19 protein-coding genes and 1 pseudogene are annotated in these 19,422 nt (G+C 67.6%); 10 read left to right on the top strand and 10 right to left on the bottom strand.

Translation table 11 applies throughout. The features are described from left to right. Positions 1–64: 64 nt before the first annotated feature. From gnd to dnaA, 3 genes are all read right to left on the bottom strand, one after another. Positions 65–952 carry a phosphogluconate dehydrogenase (NAD(+)-dependent, decarboxylating) gene (gene gnd, locus ACM2XV_RS01735; RefSeq protein WP_487025779.1) on the bottom strand — a complete coding sequence of 296 codons (888 nt, stop codon included), beginning with the start codon at positions 950–952 and terminating at the stop codon, positions 65–67. A 41-nt stretch (positions 953–993) separates the two neighbouring features. Next, entirely contained in the window at positions 994–2,139 is a 1,146-nt protein-coding gene (gene dnaN / locus ACM2XV_RS01730; protein ID WP_487025778.1) for a DNA polymerase III subunit beta, read from the bottom strand. 450 nt (positions 2,140–2,589) lie between these two features. After that, positions 2,590–4,032, bottom strand: a complete 1,443-nt coding sequence (dnaA, locus tag ACM2XV_RS01725) for a chromosomal replication initiator protein DnaA (protein ID WP_487025777.1) — start codon at positions 4,030–4,032, stop codon at positions 2,590–2,592. Positions 4,033–4,412: 380 nt separating this feature from the next. Between dnaA and rpmH the strand changes: the two genes are divergently transcribed. From rpmH to ACM2XV_RS01680, 9 genes are all read left to right on the top strand, one after another. Then, the gene (gene rpmH / locus ACM2XV_RS01720; protein WP_120789077.1) at positions 4,413–4,550 is read left to right on the top strand and encodes a 50S ribosomal protein L34; all 138 of its coding nucleotides are present in this window, start codon (positions 4,413–4,415) and stop codon (positions 4,548–4,550) included. A 13-nt stretch (positions 4,551–4,563) separates the two neighbouring features. Further along, entirely contained in the window at positions 4,564–4,902 is a 339-nt protein-coding gene (gene rnpA, locus ACM2XV_RS01715; RefSeq protein WP_344775888.1) for a ribonuclease P protein component, read from the top strand. 47 nt (positions 4,903–4,949) lie between these two features. Further along, a complete protein-coding gene (yidD, locus tag ACM2XV_RS01710) occupies positions 4,950–5,270 on the top strand; it encodes a membrane protein insertion efficiency factor YidD (protein ID WP_344776170.1) in 321 nt (106 codons plus the stop codon). Positions 5,271–5,280: 10 nt separating this feature from the next. Then, positions 5,281–6,270, top strand: coding sequence for a membrane protein insertase YidC (gene yidC / locus ACM2XV_RS01705; RefSeq protein ID WP_344775890.1), 990 nt, complete (start codon positions 5,281–5,283; stop codon positions 6,268–6,270). A gap of 21 nt (positions 6,271–6,291) precedes the next feature. Then, entirely contained in the window at positions 6,292–6,789 is a 498-nt protein-coding gene (locus ACM2XV_RS01700; protein WP_425553412.1) for a Jag family protein, read from the top strand. Between the two features lie 97 nt (positions 6,790–6,886). After that, complete coding sequence (gene rsmG, locus ACM2XV_RS01695; protein ID WP_487025776.1) at positions 6,887–7,513, top strand: 16S rRNA (guanine(527)-N(7))-methyltransferase RsmG; 627 nt, start codon at positions 6,887–6,889, stop codon at positions 7,511–7,513. A 46-nt stretch (positions 7,514–7,559) separates the two neighbouring features. Then, positions 7,560–8,459 (top strand): ParA family protein, encoded by a 900-nt coding sequence (locus ACM2XV_RS01690; RefSeq protein ID WP_487025775.1) that lies wholly within the window; start codon positions 7,560–7,562, stop codon positions 8,457–8,459. Then, positions 8,459–9,418, top strand: a complete 960-nt coding sequence (locus ACM2XV_RS01685; RefSeq protein WP_487025774.1) for a ParB/RepB/Spo0J family partition protein — start codon at positions 8,459–8,461, stop codon at positions 9,416–9,418. The genes ACM2XV_RS01690 and ACM2XV_RS01685 overlap by 1 nt, the downstream gene beginning before the upstream one ends. Positions 9,419–9,438: 20 nt before the next feature. Next, the gene (locus ACM2XV_RS01680) at positions 9,439–9,801 is read left to right on the top strand and encodes a DUF952 domain-containing protein (protein ID WP_487025773.1); all 363 of its coding nucleotides are present in this window, start codon (positions 9,439–9,441) and stop codon (positions 9,799–9,801) included. Positions 9,802–9,862: 61 nt separating this feature from the next. Here ACM2XV_RS01680 and ACM2XV_RS01675 read toward each other — a convergent pair whose 3' ends face one another. From ACM2XV_RS01675 to ACM2XV_RS01650, 6 genes are all read right to left on the bottom strand, one after another. Further along, positions 9,863–10,840: a D-alanine--D-alanine ligase family protein gene (locus ACM2XV_RS01675; RefSeq protein WP_344775902.1), complete on the bottom strand. Its 978-nt coding sequence runs from the start codon at positions 10,838–10,840 to the stop codon at positions 9,863–9,865. A gap of 34 nt (positions 10,841–10,874) precedes the next feature. Further along, positions 10,875–12,188 (bottom strand): aminotransferase-like domain-containing protein, encoded by a 1,314-nt coding sequence (locus tag ACM2XV_RS01670; RefSeq protein ID WP_487025772.1) that lies wholly within the window; start codon positions 12,186–12,188, stop codon positions 10,875–10,877. A 165-nt stretch (positions 12,189–12,353) separates the two neighbouring features. After that, on the bottom strand, positions 12,354–12,680 hold the full coding sequence (gene trxA / locus ACM2XV_RS01665) for a thioredoxin (RefSeq protein ID WP_487025771.1): 327 nt from the start codon (positions 12,678–12,680) through the stop codon (positions 12,354–12,356). A 47-nt stretch (positions 12,681–12,727) separates the two neighbouring features. Further along, positions 12,728–13,723 (bottom strand): thioredoxin-disulfide reductase, encoded by a 996-nt coding sequence (trxB, locus tag ACM2XV_RS01660; RefSeq protein ID WP_344775908.1) that lies wholly within the window; start codon positions 13,721–13,723, stop codon positions 12,728–12,730. A gap of 71 nt (positions 13,724–13,794) precedes the next feature. After that, on the bottom strand, positions 13,795–15,408 hold the full coding sequence (murJ, locus tag ACM2XV_RS01655; protein ID WP_487025770.1) for a murein biosynthesis integral membrane protein MurJ: 1,614 nt from the start codon (positions 15,406–15,408) through the stop codon (positions 13,795–13,797). Next, complete coding sequence (locus ACM2XV_RS01650) at positions 15,401–17,626, bottom strand: DUF6049 family protein (protein WP_487025769.1); 2,226 nt, start codon at positions 17,624–17,626, stop codon at positions 15,401–15,403. Before ACM2XV_RS01650 ends, murJ begins: the two co-directional genes overlap by 8 nt. An 83-nt stretch (positions 17,627–17,709) precedes the next feature. On the opposite strand from ACM2XV_RS01650, the gene ACM2XV_RS01645 reads away from it, so the two are divergent. After that, complete coding sequence (locus ACM2XV_RS01645; RefSeq protein ID WP_344775914.1) at positions 17,710–19,146, top strand: CCA tRNA nucleotidyltransferase; 1,437 nt, start codon at positions 17,710–17,712, stop codon at positions 19,144–19,146. Here the strand turns inward: ACM2XV_RS01645 and ACM2XV_RS01640 are convergent. Beyond that, a pseudogene (locus ACM2XV_RS01640) lies at positions 19,052–19,422 on the bottom strand (hypothetical protein); the annotation flags it as partial. The gene ACM2XV_RS01645 and the pseudogene ACM2XV_RS01640 sit on opposite strands and share 95 nt — an antisense overlap.

Below are 19,422 nucleotides of genomic sequence, written 5' to 3'. Positions count from 1 at the left end.
GCGGTTGCCTTAACCGCGAGCGCTGGGCGAGCAGCGGAACTGCTCGCCCAGCGACAGACGTTCCTTAGTCGACGGCCTTGACCGCGTGACCGCCGAACTGGTTGCGCAGCGCCGCGACGGCCTTCATCGCCGGCGAGTCCTCCTGGCGGGAGACGAAGCGCGCGAAGATCGAGGCCGAGATCGTGGGCAGCGGCACCGCGTTGTTGATGCCTTCCTCGACGGTCCAGCGACCTTCGCCGGAGTCCTGTACGTAGCCCTCGATGTTCTGGAACTCGGGGTCGGCCTCGAGGGCGCGCACCAGCAGCTCGAGCAGCCACGAGCGCACCACGGTGCCGCGCTGCCACGCCTTGAAGGTGCCGGTGACGTCCTTGATGATGTCCTTGCGGGTGTCGAGCAGCTCGTAGCCCTCGGCGTAGGCCTGCATCAGCGCGTACTCGATGCCGTTGTGCACCATCTTCGCGTAGTGGCCGGCGCCGACCTCGCCCACGTGGACGAAGCCTTCCTCGCGCGGCCCCTCGGGGCGGAGTGCGTCGAACACCGGCATCACGCGCTCGACCTGGGCCTGCGAGCCGCCGACCATGAGCCCGTAGCCGTTCTCGAGTCCCCACACGCCGCCGGAGACGCCGGCATCCATGTAGTCGATGCCCTTCGCGGCGAGCTGCTCGGCGTGGCGGAAGTCGTCGGTGAACTTGGAGTTGCCGCCGTCGATGACGAGGTCGCCCGGCTCGAGCAGCCCCTCGAGGTCGTTCACGACGGCGTCGGTGATCTTACCGGCGGGCACCATGACCCACACCGTGCGCGGCGCGGGCAGCGCCTTGACCAGGTCGGCGAGCGTGGCGACGTCGCTGACGGCGGGGTTGGTGTCGTAGCCGGTGACCTCGACGCCGTTCTTCTCGAGGCGGGCACGCATGTTGTTGCCCATCTTGCCGAGACCGACGAGACCGATGTGCATGGGGGTCCTTCTTCCTTGACGCGTTGGCGGGGTGGTTCCCACTAACGCAGCAGCAGATTCGGCTGCAGCAGGTACTTGTATGTGTCGCTCCCGGCCTGTTCCCTGCTGGTCTGGCTCGTGATGAGCACGGGGCCGGGCTTGTTGGGGTTCTCGGTCTTGGTGAACGAGATGCGCACGAATTCCGAGTGCACCGAGCTCAGACCGTCCAGCAGGAACTGCGGCTTGAGCGAGACGACGGTGTCCTGCCCAGTCAGAAGAGCGTCGATGCTCTCCGAGGCCTGCGCCTGCTCGGAGCCGATGGCTTCGAGCGTCAGGCCTTCTGACGTGAAGGTGTAGCGCAGCGCTGCCTCGCGCTCGAGGACGATCTGCACGCGGCGGGTCGCCTCGATCAGCTCAGCCGTGTTGAGCACTGCGTAGTTGTCGACGGATTCCGGGAAGAGACGCTTCACCGGGGGGAAATTGCCCTTGATGAGCAGCGACGTCACCGTCTTCTTCTCAGCGGAGAAGGCGATGAGCTCGCGCTCGTCGTTGTTCTGGATGGCGACCGAGATGTTGCCGGTGTGGCCGAGCGTCTTGCCGATCTCCTGCAGGGTGCGCGCAGGAACGAGGGCGCTCGCCTGCTCGACGCCGCCGGCCCCGCCGTCCCAGTCGATCTCGCGCACGGCGACGCGGTAGCGGTCGGTCGCGACGAGGCTCAGCGCGTTCTCGGCGATCTCGAGCTGCACGCCGGTGATGACAGGGGTCACATCGTCGCGCGAAGCAGCGACACCGACCTGGGCCACGGCCTCGGCAAAGGCATCCGCCGGCACGACGCCGCTGAACTGCTCGATCTGCGGAAGCGTCGGGTACTCCTCGACGGGCATCGACAGCAGGGTGAAGTGCGAAGAGCCACAGCTGACGGCGATCTTGCCGTCATCGGTGGAGAACTGCACGGGTGCGTTGGGAAGGCGCGAAACGATGTCGGCCAGCAGCCGGCCCGAGACGAGGATCGTGCCCGGCTCGGTGACCTCGGCGTCGATCTCGGTCTGCGACGAGACCTCGTAGTCGAACGATGACAGCGAGATGCCCGCGTCGGTCGTGCGGATCAGGATGCCCGACAGGATCGGCAGCGTCGTGCGCTGCGGCAGGAGTTTGACAGCGAAAGAGACGGCATCGCTCAGAACGTCGCGATTGGCCTGAAATCGCAAGAGACACCCCTGGAGAGTCGGCGGACGGAAGTCGTCACAATGCTAGCGCCGCGTTCAGGGTGAGCCGACAAACGTGTGATTCCGCACCGCCGGCCGACGTGAGGTTGTGGAATCGCTGGCTCACAAGAATTCCGGTTAACGGTCTTAACGGATGTGGAGAGTGTGGATAACTCGGCCGATGCCAGTCGGGGCGCGGGAACTACATTCCTGTCAGTTGTGAATGTCATGTGGTGAGCCCGTCTGCCGCGGAATGACACGGAAGCGCGCAAAAACGTGTGATTCACAAGAATCCGCATCTCGCCCACATCGGCGAGCGTGTTATGCCTTAACACTCCACAAGTTATCCACAGTGTGAACTGGGGGCTCAGGAGGGGCCGCAATCGCGCCGCAGGCGGCCCCGGGCGCACGAAAAGCCCCCGGGCGGGCCGAGGGCTTTTTCTGACACGCGCGTCAGCGGCGCGTCTGCTTGATGCGACTCGTGAGCTCGGTGACCTGGTTGTAGATCGAGCGGCGCTCCTTCATGAGCTCGCTGATCTTCTTGTTCGCGTACATCACTGTCGTATGGTCGCGGTTGCCGAACAGCTGCCCGATCTTCGGCAGGGACAGATTCGTCAGCTCGCGGCACAGATACATGGCGATCTGCCGGGCGGTGGCGATCGCCTGCGACCGGGATGAGCCGTAGAGGTCGTCGACCGAGAGCTTGAAGTAGTCGGCCGTCGCCGTGATGATGTCGACCGGGGCGATGACGTTGTCATCGTCGAGGGTGATGAGGTCTTTCAGCACCGTCTGCACGAGGGACATGTCCACCGGCGTGCGGTTGAGGCTCGCGAAGGCCGTGACGCGGATCAGCGTTCCCTCGAGCTCTCGGATGTTGCTCGACACCTTCGTCGCCATGAACTCGAGGATGTCGTCGGGCACCATGACCTTCTCGCTCTGCGCTTTCTTGCGCAGAATCGCGATGCGGGTCTCGAGGTCGGGCGCCTGAACGTCGGTGATGAGGCCCCACTCGAACCGAGACCGCATGCGGTCCTCGAAGCCCGTGAGCATCTTCGGCGGCAGATCTGAGGTGATCACGACCTGCTTGTTGTGGTCGTGCAGCGTGTTGAAGGTGTGGAAGAAGGCCTCCTGCGTCTCCACCGCGCGCTGCAGGAACTGGATGTCGTCGATCAGCAGGATGTCGATGTTGCGGTACCTGGCCTGGAAACTCGCTCCCCGGTTGTTCTGGATCGAGTTGATGAAGTCGTTGGTGAACTCTTCCGAGCTGACGTAGCGCACGCGGATGCCCGGGTAGAGGCTCATGGCGTAGTGACCGATCGAGTGCAGCAGGTGGGTCTTGCCGAGCCCGGAGTCGCCATAGATGAAGAGCGGGTTGTACGCCTTGGCCGGCGCCTCGGCCACCGCGACCGCCGCGGCGTGCGCGAAGCGGTTCGACTGGCCGATGACGAAGTTGTCGAAGCTGTACTTGGGGTTGAGGCGCGTGTCGGTGGCGCGCGGCGCGACCGTGACTTCGGGTGAAGGCGAGGCGGGCGGCGCCACCTGAGCGGGTGCTTCCGCGTACGCGGGGGCTGGTGCCGCCTCGACGGGGGCCGAGTCGGTGCCGGTCTGCAGGATCTCCTGCTCGATCTCGGGGTTGACCACGATGGCGAACGTCGAGACCTCGAGGGAGGAATCGAGACCCCCGATGGCCGAGAGCAGCGGCACGCGGCTGCGCTGTTCGATCATGCCGCGGGTGAACTCGTTCGGAACCTCCAGATAGAAGGTGCCGGCCATGATCCCCTTGGGCTCGACGAGGCTGAGGAAGCCGTAGAGCTGAGGCGTTACACGCTCGTCCTTCTCGAGAGTCGCGAGGATCGATCCCCACGCCTCATCAAGCGCAGCGTCGCCATCAGTCATCTGTGTCCCCGGGTCCCCTGTAGTTATTCACAGCGTTATCCACCTCAGCGTCGCAAGAAAACACACGGCCCGTCGTTGGAAGCTGACGGGCCTGGGGATAACTGTGAGTGCCACGGTAGTGAAGGAGAGGGCTGTGGACAAATCCCGAACGGGGCATAGAACGCGCGTCTCACGGCGTGTCACGTGTGGCGGTTCTGGAATGTGTCGGCAGGATGGTTCGTTCGATTCGGTTGTGACTGCGGCGCCTCAGTTTGAACTACACGTCTCGCGCCCGTACAGTTAATTGGTTGACTGCAGCCGAGTGCTCGGCTGCTCCCATTCCTCGAGGCCCTGTGTCGTACTCCGACGTCCTGGCCGCTGCATCGATCGAAAGACGAACCATGACGAAGCGTACCTTCCAGCCGAACAACCGCCGCCGCGCCAAGGTGCACGGCTTCCGCCTGCGTATGCGCACCCGTGCGGGCCGCGCCATCCTGGCCGCCCGTCGTCGCAAGGGCCGCAGCGAGCTCTCCGCGTAGCAGTCCGCTCGCGGTGCTCGCCAAAGCCAACCGCATCGTCCGGGCGAACGACTACAGGGCGGTGGTGCGGCGCGGGACCAGGTTCCCCGCACCCCACACCCTGACGTACGTGCGCATCACCCCCGGGCAGACGGAACGGCGCTTCGGGTTCATCGTGGGCAAGACTGTCGGCTCGGCGCCGGTCAGGAACACCGTGCGACGCAGACTGAAGGCAGTGGCCTTCGAATTGCTCGCCGAAGCTCCTGCCGGCGCCGATGTCGTGATCAGGGCCCTGCCAGCGTCCGCGCAGGCATCCTGGTCTACTCTCCATCACGAGATCTCCCAAGCCATCCACAGGGCAGGAACCCGATGACCACCGCGCATGCGCCCGGATTCACGCGGCCCGCCGCCGCGTCCGCGATGCACGTCGCCCGCACCCTTCGGCTCCTTCCCCGCAACATCGTCGTTGCGCTTCTGCGCGGCTACCGTGCCGTGATCTCCCCGCTCTATGGCGATGTCTGTCGCTACTACCCGTCGTGCTCGGCGTATGCACTCGGCGCCGTGCAGCAGCACGGCCTCGGGCGCGGGGGCTTCCTCGCTGCGCGTCGTGTGGTGCGCTGCCACCCCTGGGCGGTGGGCGGCGTCGACGACGTTCCCGAATCGCACTCCTCTCACTTCCACGTGAATCGCTACGGCTTCGTCGTCGACGATCACGCGCACCACGGCCAAGGAAAGGGCTGACCCAACCGAGATGAACCTCGAGAATCTGTACCTCACGATCCTCTGGCCGATCCGTTGGCTGGTCGAGGTCGTTCTGGTCTCCTGGCACTGGATCTTCTCCCACCTCGGAATGGACCCGAATGGTGGTCTGACCTGGGTTCTTTCCATCGTCGGCCTCGTCGTGGTCGTTCGTGCCGCACTGATTCCGGTGTTCGTGCGCCAGATCAAGAACCAGCGCAAGATGCTCGAGGTCGCGCCCCAGATCAAGAAGATCCAGGACAAGTACAAGGGCAAGAGAGACCAGCTCTCTCGCGAGGCCATGAGCCGCGAGATGATGGAGTTCTACCGAGAGACGGGCACCAACCCGCTCGCGTCGTGTCTTCCTCTGCTGATCCAGCTGCCGATCTTCGGCGCCCTGTTCGCCGTGCTGAACAACGCCCAGCACGGCAAGGTGGGCGTCGGAATGCTGAACGCATCCCTGTCCAAGTCCTTCGGCTCTGCGTCGCTGTTCGATTTCGCGCCGCTGCACGACAGCTTCCAGAGCGCCATGAACCACGCCGGCGGGCCCGTCGTGCCGGTCATGATCGTCGCCGCGGTGATGGTCGCCCTGATGGTCGCCTCGCAGTTCTACACGCAGCTGCAGATCATGTCGAAGAACATCTCCGACGAGACGAAGAACAGCCCGCAGTTCCGTCAGCAGCGCACGCTGATGTACTTCCTGCCGTTCATCTTCCTGTTCTCAGGCTTCGCGTTCCCGCTCGGCGTCATGTTCTACTGGCTCACCACGAACATCTGGACGATGGTGCAGCAGTTCCTCGTCATCCGCGCGATGCCGACGCCCGGCAGCGAGGCGGCGCGCCTGCGTGAGGAGCGCCTCGCGAAGAAGCGCGAGGCGCTGATTGCGGCCGGCAAGCTCCAGGTCGCCGCGCCCGCGGTCGACGGCGGCGAGGCTGTTGTCACGCGGGTCAATACGCAGCGTCAGCAGCCGGTCAGCAACAAGCGCAAGAAGAAGCGCCGCTAGGCGACGGCGCCCGATACGAAGATGGATGCCATGAGCGACACCACAGCCCCCGAAACCGCAGCCGACGGCGCCGTTGACGAGGGTGACCTCGCGGCCGACTACATCGAGGAGCTCCTCGACATCGCCGACCTCGACGGTGATCTTGAGATCGACGTTCGAAACGGCCGCACGTACCTGACGGTCACTGCCGGGGAGGGTGGCAATCTGGGCCGCCTCTCGCAGCAGGATGTGGTGCGCTCGCTGCAGGAGCTGACTCGTCTCGCCGTGCAGAACCAGACCGGCGAGTTCTCGCGCCTGATTCTCGACATCGGAGGCTCGCGCGATGCACGGCAGCAGGAACTCGCCGCGCTCGTCGACAGTGCCGTGGCGCGCATCGAGGCGGGCGCGGCGAAGGCGGCGCTCCCCCCGATGTCGTCCTACGAGCGCAAGCTCGTGCACGACCTCGTGGCCGAGCGCGGATTCACCTCCGAGTCGCAGGGCGAGGGCGCCGAGCGGCATACGGTGATCTCGCGCGCATAGGGCGGTATCCAGGGGCGCCGGTCGTGAAGCGCGATCGGCGCCCCTTCGCTTTGTTTCACGTGAAACCCACCGCGATCGGCGAAGGAGAGAAGTGCGGATGCCCCCCGAGATGGAACCGGAGCCGGAAGCGGCCGTTGCCCTGTTCGGCGACCGGATCGAGCTCGCGCGCCGGTTCACCGCCGCCCTCGCCCGGCACGGCGAGGAGCGCGGACTGATCGGCCCGCTCGAGCTGCCGCGACTCTGGACGCGGCACATCTTGAACTGCGCCGTCGTGGGTCCCCTCTTGCGCCCGGGCCGAGTCGGCGATGTCGGCAGCGGGGCGGGCCTTCCCGGTCTCGTGCTCGCGATCGCGCGACCTGATGTCTCCTTCACGCTGATCGAGCCGATGGAGCGGCGCGTGACCTGGCTCAACGAGCAGGTGGGCGAGCTGGGTCTCGACAACGTCGAGGTGCTGCGGGCGCGCGCGGAGGATGCGCCGAAGTACTCCTTCGATCAGGTCACTGCTCGCGCGGTGAGCGCGCTGCGCAAGCTCGTACCGATCAGCGCCCCTCTCCTGCGGCTCGGCGGGGAGCTCGTTCTGCTGAAGGGTGCAGGTGCCCAGGCGGAGATCGACGCGGCGACCAAGGAACTGCGCAAGAACCGGGTCCACGACATCGAGGTCGTCGTGCTCGGCGAGGGCGTGCTCGCAGAGGTCACCCGGGTGATCCGGGCTACAGTGAATTAGACCTCCTCCCCGCCGCCCGCCGATCCGAGAAGGACCACCGTTTCACGTGAAACCCCCTGAGCAGGACCCCGCGCACGACGCCGGTGCTCCCCCGCTGTTGCGGGAGTTGACCGACATGACGAAGCGGCGCGCCGCAGCGGAGCAGCAGGTCCTCCCCCTTCCCTCGCGCACACGCATCTTCACGATCTCGAACCAGAAGGGCGGTGTGGGGAAGACGACCACGGTGGTCAACCTCGCCTCGGCCCTCGCGAAGTACGGCGCCCGAGTGCTCGTCATCGATCTCGACCCGCAGGGCAACGCCTCCACGGCGGTCGGGGTCGAGCATCGCGAGGGAACTCCGAGCGTGTACGACGTCGTGGTGGGCGAGACCCCGATGGAGGACGTCGTGCAGTCGAGCCCTGAAGCCGAGGGGCTGTTCTGCGTGCCTGCCACGATCGACCTCGCCGGTGCTGAGATCGAGCTGGTGTCGATGGTCGCTCGTGAGCAGCGTCTCGCCCGGGCACTGCAGGAGTACCTCGAGCGCGTCGACTTCGACTACATCTTCATCGACTGCCCCCCGTCGCTCGGACTGCTCACGATCAACGCATTCGTCGCCGCGAACGAGGTCCTGATACCGATCCAGTGCGAGTACTACGCGCTCGAAGGCCTCAGCCAACTGCTCAAGAACATCAAGCTCATCGAGAAGCACCTGAACCCGAAGCTGAAGCTCTCGACCATCCTGCTCACGATGTATGACTCGCGCACGAACCTCGCCCACCAGGTCGCCGCAGACGTACGCGAGCACTTCCCCAAGGAGACGCTCGCGACGGTCATCCCCCGCTCCGTGCGCATCTCTGAGGCACCGAGTTACGGCCAGAGCGTGATCGCCTACGACTACGGTTCCTCCGGGTCCCTGGCATACCTCGAGGCCGCCGTTGAAATCGCACGAAGAGGAGTACCCCGGTAATGGCGAAGCGCACTGGACTCGGACGCGGAATCGGCGCCCTCATTCCGACGGCGCCCGCCGATTCGGGCGCTCGCCCGGCCGACGTCTTCTTCTCATCCACGGATGCTGTGACGGCGGCTGCACCGCAGGAGGACTCCGACGCACTGGTGGCGGTTCCCGGGGCGCGACTCGCCAGCCTCTCCCCCGCGGACATCGTGCCCAACGCGAACCAGCCCCGCACCGAGTTCGACCAGGAGCTGCTCGACGAGCTGATCGCGTCGATCCGTGAGGTCGGGGTGCTGCAGCCGGTCGTGGTGCGCCCTATCAAGGGCGAGAGCGGCAAGTACGAGCTGATCATGGGCGAACGCCGCCTGCGCGCGACCAAGGCGCTCGGCCTCGCGACGATCCCGGCTGTCATCAAGGACACGCAGGACGAGCACATGCTGCGCGACGCGCTGCTCGAGAACCTGCATCGGGCCCAGCTGAACCCCCTTGAGGAGGCTTCCGCCTATCAGCAGCTGCTGTCGGACTTCGGCATCACGCACGAGGAGCTTGCGGGCCGCATCGGCCGGTCCCGGCCGCAGATCTCGAACACGCTGCGCCTGCTCAAGCTGCCGGCGCCGGTGCAGTCGAAGGTCGCCGCCGGCGTGCTCTCTGCGGGGCACGCGCGGGCGATCCTCGCGGCGGGTGAGACCGAGGCGATGGTGCGGCTCGCCGACAAGATCGTCAACGAGGATCTTTCCGTGCGGCAGGCCGAGGCCGTCGTCAGCAAGGCCCCGAAGCCCGAGCGTACGAAGCCCACGGCCGGTCGCCACAAGGGCCACCTCGACGAGGTGGCGGAGCGGCTCGGCGATCGCCTGAACACGCGCGTCAAGATCGCACTCTCGTCCCGCAAGGGTCAGATCACGATTGACTTCGCGACGATCCAGGACCTGAACCGCATCCTGTCCGAGCTTGGCGAGACCGCCTACCCGGCCTGAATCACACGGTTGTGTTTCACGTGAAACGCGATTCCGGCAGGGCGCTCCACCTCGCCCACCGTTCCGATTGGGAGGCGGCGCAGGCGGATGGCCTCTATCGGCTCTCGACGCGCGGCGCGACGTTCGCCGAGGTCGGCTTCGTGCACGCGTCCTACGCCGATCAGCTCGCCCGTGTGGCCGAGTTCGTCCACGCGGGCGACGAGGACGAGCTGTGCGTGCTCATTCTCGATGTCGACGCGATCCGGGCGGCCGGCGTGCGCGTGGTGGACGAGGACGGCGGCGATGGCGAGCTGTTCCCCCACATCTATGCCCCCTTGCGCACCGAGTGGGTCAGCGACGTGCTCCCCGCCGCCTTCGACCACGAGGGCCGATTCCGCTTCTGAGGCCTCGGCGGGCGTTTCATGTGAAACGCGAGAGGCGAGCTACCCGACCCGGGCGCCAGAGCTAGCGGCTGAGCAGGGCCGCGTCGAAGTCCTTGATCGCGCGCTCAGCGAGGCCCACATACACCGAGCCGAGGTCGAAGCCGGCGGCCTGGATCGCAAGCGGCACAAGCGAGGTCTCGGTCAGCCCGGGAAGCACGTTCGCTTCGAGGAACCAGGGGGTTCCCTCGGCATCGACGATCAGGTCGACGCGAGAGATGTGACGGAGTCCGAGCGCGCGATGCGCCTCGACCGCCGTCTGCGCGGCGCGCTCGGCGACCTCTGGGGCGAGGCGCGCCGGGGTGAAGAAGTGGGTCTCACCCGCGTTGTAGCGCGCCTCGAAGGAGTAGACGCCCTGGTTGGGGGCGATTTCCACCGCGGGCAGCGCCTGGGGACCGTCGCCGAGATCGAGCACCGTGACGGCGATCTCGGTTCCGACGGCCTTGCGTTCGAGCAGCGCCACGTCGGCGTAGGTGTACGCCGTCACCATGGCTCGCGGCAGCTCGGCCTCGTCGTCGACGATCGTGACACCCTGGGCGCTGCCGCCCTGCGACGGCTTGACCACCAGCGGCGCCCCGAGGAAGTCCCTGAGGACACTCAGCACAGCGTTCGCTCCGAGCTCGCGGAACGTCTCGCGCGGCAGGGTGACGGCCTGCGGCGTCGGCACCCCGGCACGGGCCACGACGGTCTTCGCGATCGGCTTCAGCCAGGCGAGTCGGGCGGGCTCGGGCTCTGCGCCGACATACGGAACCCCGGAGGCAGCGAGCAGCGCACGCAGCGCGCCGTTCTCACCGCTCGCGCCGTGCAGCGCCGGCCACACGACATCGGGCCGCGCCGTGCGCAGATAGCCGAGAAGGTCGGCATCGGGCTCGCGCACGGTGACGCGATGGCCGTGCGCCTGCAGACCGTCGGCGACCCGGCGACCGCTGCGAAGTGAGACGTCTCGCTCGTGCGAGATGCCGCCGGCGAGGACCAGCACATTGAGTCGGTCGAAATCGCTCATGATCAGGGAATCCTTGAAACTAGCCTGTGGTGGTTCAGCGCAGGTCGCTGGGCGGGAACGCGCCGCGCGGCATCCGGATAGAACTCAACTCGCCCGTCCCCGCGAACGTCTCAAGCAGGTCGAGCTCGCCGCCGATGACATTGGCGAGGCGGCGGATGCCCACCTTGATCTGCTCGGGCGTGGGGTAGCAGAACGACAGGCGGATGTTGTGCCTGCCGTTGCCGTCGGCATAGAACGCGGTGCCGGGGGTGTAGGCGACGAGCTCTTTCACGGCGCGCGGCAGCATGGCCTTCGAATCGAGGGTCTCGGGCAGCGTGAGCCACACGTAGAAGCCGCCGTTCGGGTTGGTCCACGACAGCTCGGGCAGGTGCTCCTGAAGGGCGGCGAGCATCGTCTCCTTCCGCTCGCGGTACACGCCGCGGAAGGTATCGATCTGGCCGCGCCAGTCGGCCTGAGAGAGGTACTCGGAGACCACGAGCTGCGTGAACGACGACGGAGACAGCACCGCCGCCTCGTTGGCGAGGATGAGCTTCTCGCGAATCGCGTGCGGGGCGAGCGCCCACCCGAGCCGGAACCCGGGGGCGAGGGTCTTCGAGAAGGTGCCGAGGTAGACGACCCCCTCCTCCTCGATCGAGCGCATGGCGGCGGGCGGGCGGTCGCCGAAGTAGAGCAGACCGTAGGGGTTGTCCTCGAGCACGAGGATGCCCTCGCTCTTGCAGATCTCGAGAATCTCGAGACGACGCTCCCACGTGAGCGTCACACCGGCGGGGTTGTGGAAGGTCGGAATCGTGTAGAGGAACTTGATGCGGCGGCCGGCGGCCTTGAGCCGGGCGATGTGCTCGCGCAGCGCGCCGGGGATGAGGCCGTGCTCGTCCATCGGAACGTGGTCGACATCGGCCTGGTAGGAGTTGAAGATCACCATGGCGGTGACGTAGCTGGGTCCCTCGGCGATGACCACGTCGCCCGGGTCGATGAACAGCTTGCTGAACAGCTCGAGCGCGTGCTGGGACCCGGTCGTCACGACGACGTCGTCGGCGGAACCGCGGATGCCCTCGAGCGCCATGACCTCGAGGATCTGCTCGCGCAGCGCGGGGACGCCCTGCCCGGAGCCGTACTGCAGCGCCACGGGGCCCTGATCGGCCATGACCTTGTCCATCGCGCCGGTCACGAGCTCCTGCGGAAGTGCGGAGACGTAGGGCATGCCGCCGGCGAGCGAGACCACCTCGGGCCGCGACGCGACGGCGAAGAGAGCTCGGACCTCGCTGGCTGCCAGACCTGCCGTGCGGCTGGCGTAGGAGTTGTACCAGGGGTCCAGGTTGTTGCCCTGCGCGGGCGAGCTCTCGATCACGTGCGTCCAATCTCGACGGTTGGTCAATCGTAACCAGGCGCGCTGTGCGGAACCGCCGCGCGTGTAGCCACGGACACGGAAAATGGCCCCGTTCCGTGTGGAACGGGGCCATTCATGCCCGATTGGCTCGGTGACCAGGGGCCCGAAAGCCTCGCTCAGAAGTCCTTACGCGAGGAACTCGGCCAGGTCGTGCTCGAGGGCCGGCTTCGGCTTGGCGCCGATGACGGTCTTCTTGACCTCGCCGCCCTGGTAGACCTTCATCGCCGGGATCGAGGTGATCTGGTACTTCGCGGCGGTCGCCGGGTTCTCGTCGACGTTGAGCTTCACGATCTCGATCTTGTCGGCGTGCTCGGACGCGATCTGGTCGAGGATCGGCGAGACCGCACGACACGGGCCGCACCACTCTGCCCAGAAGTCGACCAGGACGGTCTTGTCGGAGTTCAGGACGTCGGCCTCGAACGAGGCGTCGGTCACAGCCTTAGCAGCGGACATTCTCATATCTCCTTTGGGGTGGTCTTTTCGTGCACGCGGCGCCCGCACTAGGCGGACGCGACGCCGCCCGCGGGCTCCAGCACGGCGTCGACGGACTCTGCCGCCTGGTCGAGCTCGGCGAGGTAGTGCTCGGCGTCGAGCGCCGCGACGGTTCCGGACGCGGCGGCCGTGACGGCCTGACGATAGGTCGGGTCGATCACGTCGCCCGCGGCGAACACGCCGGGGACGCTGGTGCGCGACGAGCGCCCGTCGACGGCGATCGTGCCGGCGGCGGTCAGCTCGAGCTGACCGTGGAACAGGTGCACGCGGGGGTCGTTCCCGATCGCGATGAACAGGCCGTCGAGGGCGAGCTCACTCTCGGTGCCGTCGACCGTGTCGCGCAGGGTGACGCCGGTCACGGCATCCGTGCCCGAAATGCCGACGACCTCTTTGTTCCACGCGAACTCGATCTTCTCGTTCGCGAACGCGCGCTCCTGCATGATGCGCGAGGCGCGCAGGGTGTCCTTGCGGTGGATGACCGTCACCTTGTCGGCGAAGCGGGTCAGGAAGGTCGCCTCTTCCATGGCGGAGTCGCCGCCGCCGACGACGGCGATGTTCTTCTGACGGAAGAAGAAGCCGTCGCAGGTGGCGCACCACGAGACGCCGTGGCCGGACAGGCGGTCCTCGTCTTCGAGGCCGAGACGGCGATAGGCCGAGCCCGTCGCGACGATGACGCTGCGCGCTTCGTGCGTCTGGCCGGAGCCCAGCACGACGCGCTTGGTCTCGCCGAGCAGCTCGACGGCCACCACGTCGTCGTAGACGACCTCTGCGCCGAAGCGCTCGGCCTGCTGCTGCATCTTGATCATGAGGTCGGGACCCATGACCCCCTCGGGGAAGCCGGGGAAGTTCTCGACCTCGGTGGTCTTCGTCAGCTCGCCGCCCGCCTCGACGCTCGAGGCGATGACGAGCGGGTTCAGCTCGGCACGGGCCGCGTAGATCGCGGAGGTGTAGCCGGCGGGACCGGACCCGATGATGATGACGTCGCGGACGCCGTTCTCAGTCACTCAGTACTCCCTGACGTTGCGCACCCGCGGAAGACGCAGGCGCTGGAAGGTAGAACACATAGTAGGTGGAGTTATTCCGCTGTCTGTGAACGACCCAGACGGCGCCGGATGCCGGCGATGGCGGTCAGCAGCTCGGGGGTGCGGAACACGCGCAGCAGTGCGACATACACCGCGAGCATCACGATGGCGACCACGACGCTGGTGACGACGGCGCTGCCGAACGAGGCCGTGATGAAACGCGGCGGCCCGACTTCCACGAACGCGACGAGGACCCCGAAGCCGACGATCGTCGCGACTGCTGCGGCTGCGAAGCCCTGCAGAACGGCGCTGAACACGCGGCCGAACTCGAGGCCGTGGAGGCGGCGGCGCAGCGCCAGCATCGCGAGCGCGGTCTGCACCGTTCCCGCGATCGACACAGTGAGGGCGATGCCGAAGACGCGCGCCTCGAGCGGAAGCGTGAAGCAGACGAAGAGCCCCGCCACCACGATCAGTGACTGCACGAGCGTGTAGAGGAACGGCGAGCGGGTGTCGCCCAGCGAATAGAAGGCGCGGAGGGTGACGAAGCCGATGACGAAGGGCACGAGTCCGACGACGAAGGCCATGAGCACGTAGGCGAACGAGTTGATCGCGCGCAGATCGTTGCTGAAGATGCGGGCGACCGGGATCGCGGTGACGATCAGCACCGCCGCGCATACCGAGACGCTCAGGACGATCGCGCGCACGGACTGCGAGTAGTCGGCCTTGAACGACTCCATGTCGTTGTCGCGTGCGTGCTCGGACATCCGCGTGAAGTACGCCGTGACGATCGAGACGGCGATGATCGAGTACGGCAGCATGAACAGCAGCCACGTCGTCGTCATCACGGTCACACCGGCGCGGTGATGGCCGGAGGCCGAGTTCGCGACGACCGTCTCGAACCACCCGGCGACCTGCGTGCACAGGAGCATGGCGAAGGTCCAGCCCGCCGCGGTCCCCACCGAGCGAAGACCCATCCCCCGCCAGGCGAAGTCGAAGCGGAAGCGCAAGCCCACGCGGCGCCAGAACAGGGTGAGGATGAGCGCCTGCGCGGCGATGCCGAGCGTCGCGCCGCCGGCCACGATGAACACGGCGAGGGGCGACCAATCGGCGACGCCGGGGAGGCCGCCCGGGCCGTAGACGGCGATGAAGACGATCAGCGACGCGATCGAGACCACGTTGTTGAGCACGGGCGCCCAGGTGAAGGGGCCGAACGACTTCCGCGCGTTGAGCACCTCGCCGAGCAGGGTGTAGAGGCCGTAGAAGAAGATCTGCGGCAGCGACCAGTACGCGAACGCGGTCGCGAGCGTCGCCTTCGCACCGTGGATGTTGTAGGCGAAGATCAGCTGCGGTGCGAGCAGGGTCGCGACGACCGTGATCGCGCCGAAGACCAGGATGCCGAGCGTGACCAGCTTGTTGATGTACGCCTGGCCGCCGTCCTTGTGATTCGCTGCGCGCACCAGCTGCGGGATCAGAACGGCGTTGAGCAGCCCCTGGCTGATGATCGCGAAGATCGTGTTCGGAACGTTGTTGGCGGTGCTGAAGGCGTCGGTGACGAATCCGACGGTGCCGAGCGCCTGCACCAGCATCCATTGCCGGCCGAAGCCGAGCACGCGCGAGACCAGCGTGCCGCTTGCGAGCAGCGCTGTCGCGCGGCCGAGGCTAGCCACGGGGGGCTCCGCCAGGGGTGTCGCCCGCCTCGGCGGCATCGGACTCGGCATCCGCCCCTGCCTCGGCCTCCGCCTTCTCACGGCGGCGGCGCTGGATCGTGCGGAAAAGCCCGAAGCCGAAGAACCCGGCCACGATGATGCCGAAGATCAAGGCGCCGACGCCCTCCCAATCGGCGTGCACGTCGATCTCGGCGGTGCGCGACTCGCCGATCGCGACGCCCGTGCTGCTGAAGAGCTGCAGCCCGAGATAGACGGTGCCGTTGCTCAGCTGCGATTTGACCGGCACGAGGACCTTCGCGCTGGAGCCCGGCGCGATGGTCTTCGTCGTGTCGGAGTCGACCGTGAGCCGGTACGACGACGGGGTGGCGCGCAGCACCACATCGACGGCGTGATCGAGCTTGTTCGTCACGGTGATGGGGATGAGGGCTTGGCGGGATGCCTGGCGAATGGAGCCAGGCGAGACGATCTGCACCGCGGCGACGGTGGAGTGCATCGAGTCGATCTGCTTCTTGACGGCCGCGGGCCAGTTGTCGGAGCCGACCCAGCCGACCGAGAACAGGTCGAGAAGACGCGCACGCACGTCGCCGGTCAGCAGGGCGGGCGTGGTGAGCACGCTCGCAAAGGTGGCGATGTTGTCGCTCGGCGGCGTTCCTCCTGCGCGGTGCTCGCCAGCGAGGTCGAGCAGGTCGCGGGCGCTCTGCAGACGGTCGTTGGTGTTCTGATGGTCGACCAGGGCGAGGCCCTGAGTGGGAGTCGACGACATCGCCTGGTCGAGGGTCGCGGGGTGGCTGAACTCGGAGTCGAAGGCCGACGAGAGCGCGGCGGTCGCGCGCGCGGTGTCCGTCGGCAGGGAGCGCCCGAGCGACGCCAGCACCACGGTGCCGCTCGAGGCGTTCTCGGCTGCGAGTGCCAGCTGTGCGTTCAGGGCCGCCGAAGCGACGTTGGCGTCGGCCGCGTCGGTTGCGGTGGCGGCCGCCTGAAGCGCTGTGCTCAGGGCATCGTCGGTCACCAGAAGGTCGCCGTGATCGGTCGACAGGGCGGCACCGGGCGTCTGGCTGAGCGACGTCGCATTGGTGTTGCTCGAGCTCACGATGGTCGTCGTGAGCTTTGCCGCGCTCAGCTTCTCGACATCGGCAGCCCGCACCGTGCCCGAGGCCGGCCAAGCTATGCCGTCGAGGGAATATGTGAAGCCGACGAGCTCGGCGAGCGACGGCAGACGCGTGCTCGTCGTCGGCGACGAGGTCGGCGTCGGGGTCGGACTCGGGGTCGAGGTGGGCTCGCCCACGGTCAGCGGCGCATTGAAGTCGCCGGGCGACATGGCGTAGCTGAAATCGCTCGGCTGAAGTGGGGCCGACAGCCCGGCTTGCAGCTGGAGCACCGGGTCCGCATCGCCGTACTGCAGGGCGAAGCTCGGATTCCCCAGATCGGCGAGGCTCGTCAGCCACTCGCGCGCGCTCGCGGGAGCGCTCTGCCCCAGCGCGCGGATGGAGACCAGGATCATGGGGTCGATCCCCACCGTCAGCTCGGGGTTCTGCTGCGCGATCGTCAGCTCGCGGGAAAGAACGCCGTCGGAGGCGGTGTAGGTGGCGAGGTCGGTCGACGAGATCAGGCCGGCGCCGGTCGCCGGCACGGTGATCGGCATGATCGCTGCCACGCCGACCCGCGTCGGGGTCGAGTCGGGGACGACCAGGGTGCCGGTGCCGGCGCCGAGCGGACCGTCGGAGGTGGTCACACTCGCGCTCAGCCCGAACACGCCGGGCGCGCTCTGGGGCAGGTTCAGCGTGTCGGCCGGCACGGTCAGGCGAGCGACGACCTGTGAGCCGCCGGCGGGCACCGCAGCGGTGCTCGCCGAGCCGAGGCTGCGCGACGCGCGGCCGCCGGGGCTCTTCGTGAAGTCGCTGAGCGAGGCCGTCGAGGGAATCGCTGAGGTCGTGACGGCTACGGAGACGTGCCCGGCTGGGACGGCCTCGGTGCTGGGGTTGGCGATGACCACCGACACCTGAACATCGGCGCCGTCTCTGACGACGCCGCCGCCCGAGGCGAAGACTTCGACCGTGGGCTTGCCGGCCGGGGCGTCACGGTGCGCGGCGTGCGCCGCGGGCGCCGGCACGGCCACCGAACCCAGCGTGATCGCGCCGATCGCGCCCACGAGCGCAAGAGTGACGCCGAGAAGGCTTCGAGGCGCGCGTCGGCGCACAGCACCCTCCTTCTCTGGCATGCAGGTCAGTTTATGGGCGGCAGAGAAGGCGACCCTGTGACCCGGCCCGAGGCGCCGGAAGCCGCCTCGGTAGAATTCCCCGCATGCAGAGCGTGGCCGATTCCCTTTCACGCTTGCGAACCCTCGCCGAGTCCCCCGTGGTCTCGAAGCTGGCCCAGGCGTTCCAGGCCGCGGGCTTCGAGCTCGCTCTCGTCGGCGGCCCCGTGCGCGACGCTCTGCTGGGCCGGCCCGTGCATGACCTCGATTTCGCGTCGAATGCGCGCCCCGACGACATCCTCAAGATCGTCGCGCCGCTCGCCGAAGCCACCTGGGATGTCGGCCGGGCCTTCGGCACCATCGCCGCACGGGTCGATCGCGAGACCGTCGAGATCACGACCTATCGAGCCGACAGCTATGACGGCGAGACGCGCAAGCCGGTGGTCGAATTCGGCGACACCCTCGAGGCCGACCTCGTGCGCCGCGACTTCACCGTCAACGCGCTGGCCTTGCGCGTTCCCGAGATCAAGCTCGTCGACCCGTCAGGCGGCGTCGAGGACCTGATGGGCCGCCTGCTGCGCACCCCGGTCGACGCAGCGGTGTCGTTCGGCGACGATCCCCTGCGCATGCTGCGGGCGGCGCGCTTCGCCGCCCAGCTCGGCTTCGAGGTGGCCGCGGAGACGATGGATGCCATGAGCGGCATGCGCGAGACGCTCAAGATCGTCAGCGCCGAGCGGATTCGCGACGAGCTGGTCAAGATGCTGGCATCCGACACCCCCCGCCCGGGGCTCGAGCTCATGGTGCACACGGGCCTTGCGGAGCTGGTGCTCCCCGAGCTGCCGGCGCTCCAGCTCCAGATCGACGCAGAGCACCGCCATAAGGACGTCTACGAGCACTCGCTGACGGTGCTCGATCAGGCCATCGGCTACGAGCACTCGCGTCACCCGGGCGCCGCGCCCGACGTGACGCTGCGCCTCGCGGCGCTGCTGCACGACATCGGCAAGCCCGCGACCCGCAAGCTCGAGCCGGGCGGCGCGGTCAGCTTCTACAACCACGACCTCGTCGGCGCACGGCTCGCCCGCAAGCGGCTGCGCGCGCTGCGCTTCGACAACGACACCGTCGACGCGGTGGCGCGCCTCATCGAACTGCACCTGCGCTTCTTCGGCTACACCGATGGCGAGTGGACGGACTCGGCAGTGCGCCGCTACGTCCGCGACGCGGGCGACCAGCTCGAGCGCCTGCACATCCTGACGCGCAGCGACGTGACGACGCGCAACCGCCGGAAGGCCGACCGCCTCGGCTTCGCCTACGACGACCTCGAGGCGCGCATCGCGCAGCTCAAGCAGCAGGAGGAGATCGACGCGATCCGTCCCGATCTCAACGGCGACGAGGTCATGTCGCTGCTGGGCCTGCGGCCCGGTCCCGACGTGGGCCGCGCCATGAAGTTCCTCATGGAGCTGCGCCTCGACGAGGGGCCGCTCGGCGCTGAGGAGGCCACGGCACGCCTCGCGGCGTGGTGGGCCGAGCAGCAGGCGCAGGGCTGAGCCGGTAGCGCTCGACCGGCTCGAGCACGTGGTGCTGGCCGCCGGAGAGCACGAAGCCGTCGGCCGTCAGCGTCAGCTGGCTCGCATGGGCGGCGAGTGCGCGGCGCTTGGCCGCGAGGTCGATCGCGACGTCCACCGCATCGGATGCCTCGGCCGGGACGACCTCGATGAACGGCACCCCGACGGCCGCCGCCGCGTCCCGCGCGACCTCGTGCGCCCAGCGATGGTCGGGGTGGCCATAGCCCCCGCCCGAGTCGTAGCTCACGACGACGTCGG

Source organism: Gryllotalpicola sp. CP2-P1 (assembly GCF_057512245.1).
The sequence above is the reverse complement of the archived record's forward strand: the minus strand, read 5'-3'. Positions and strand labels throughout refer to the sequence as shown.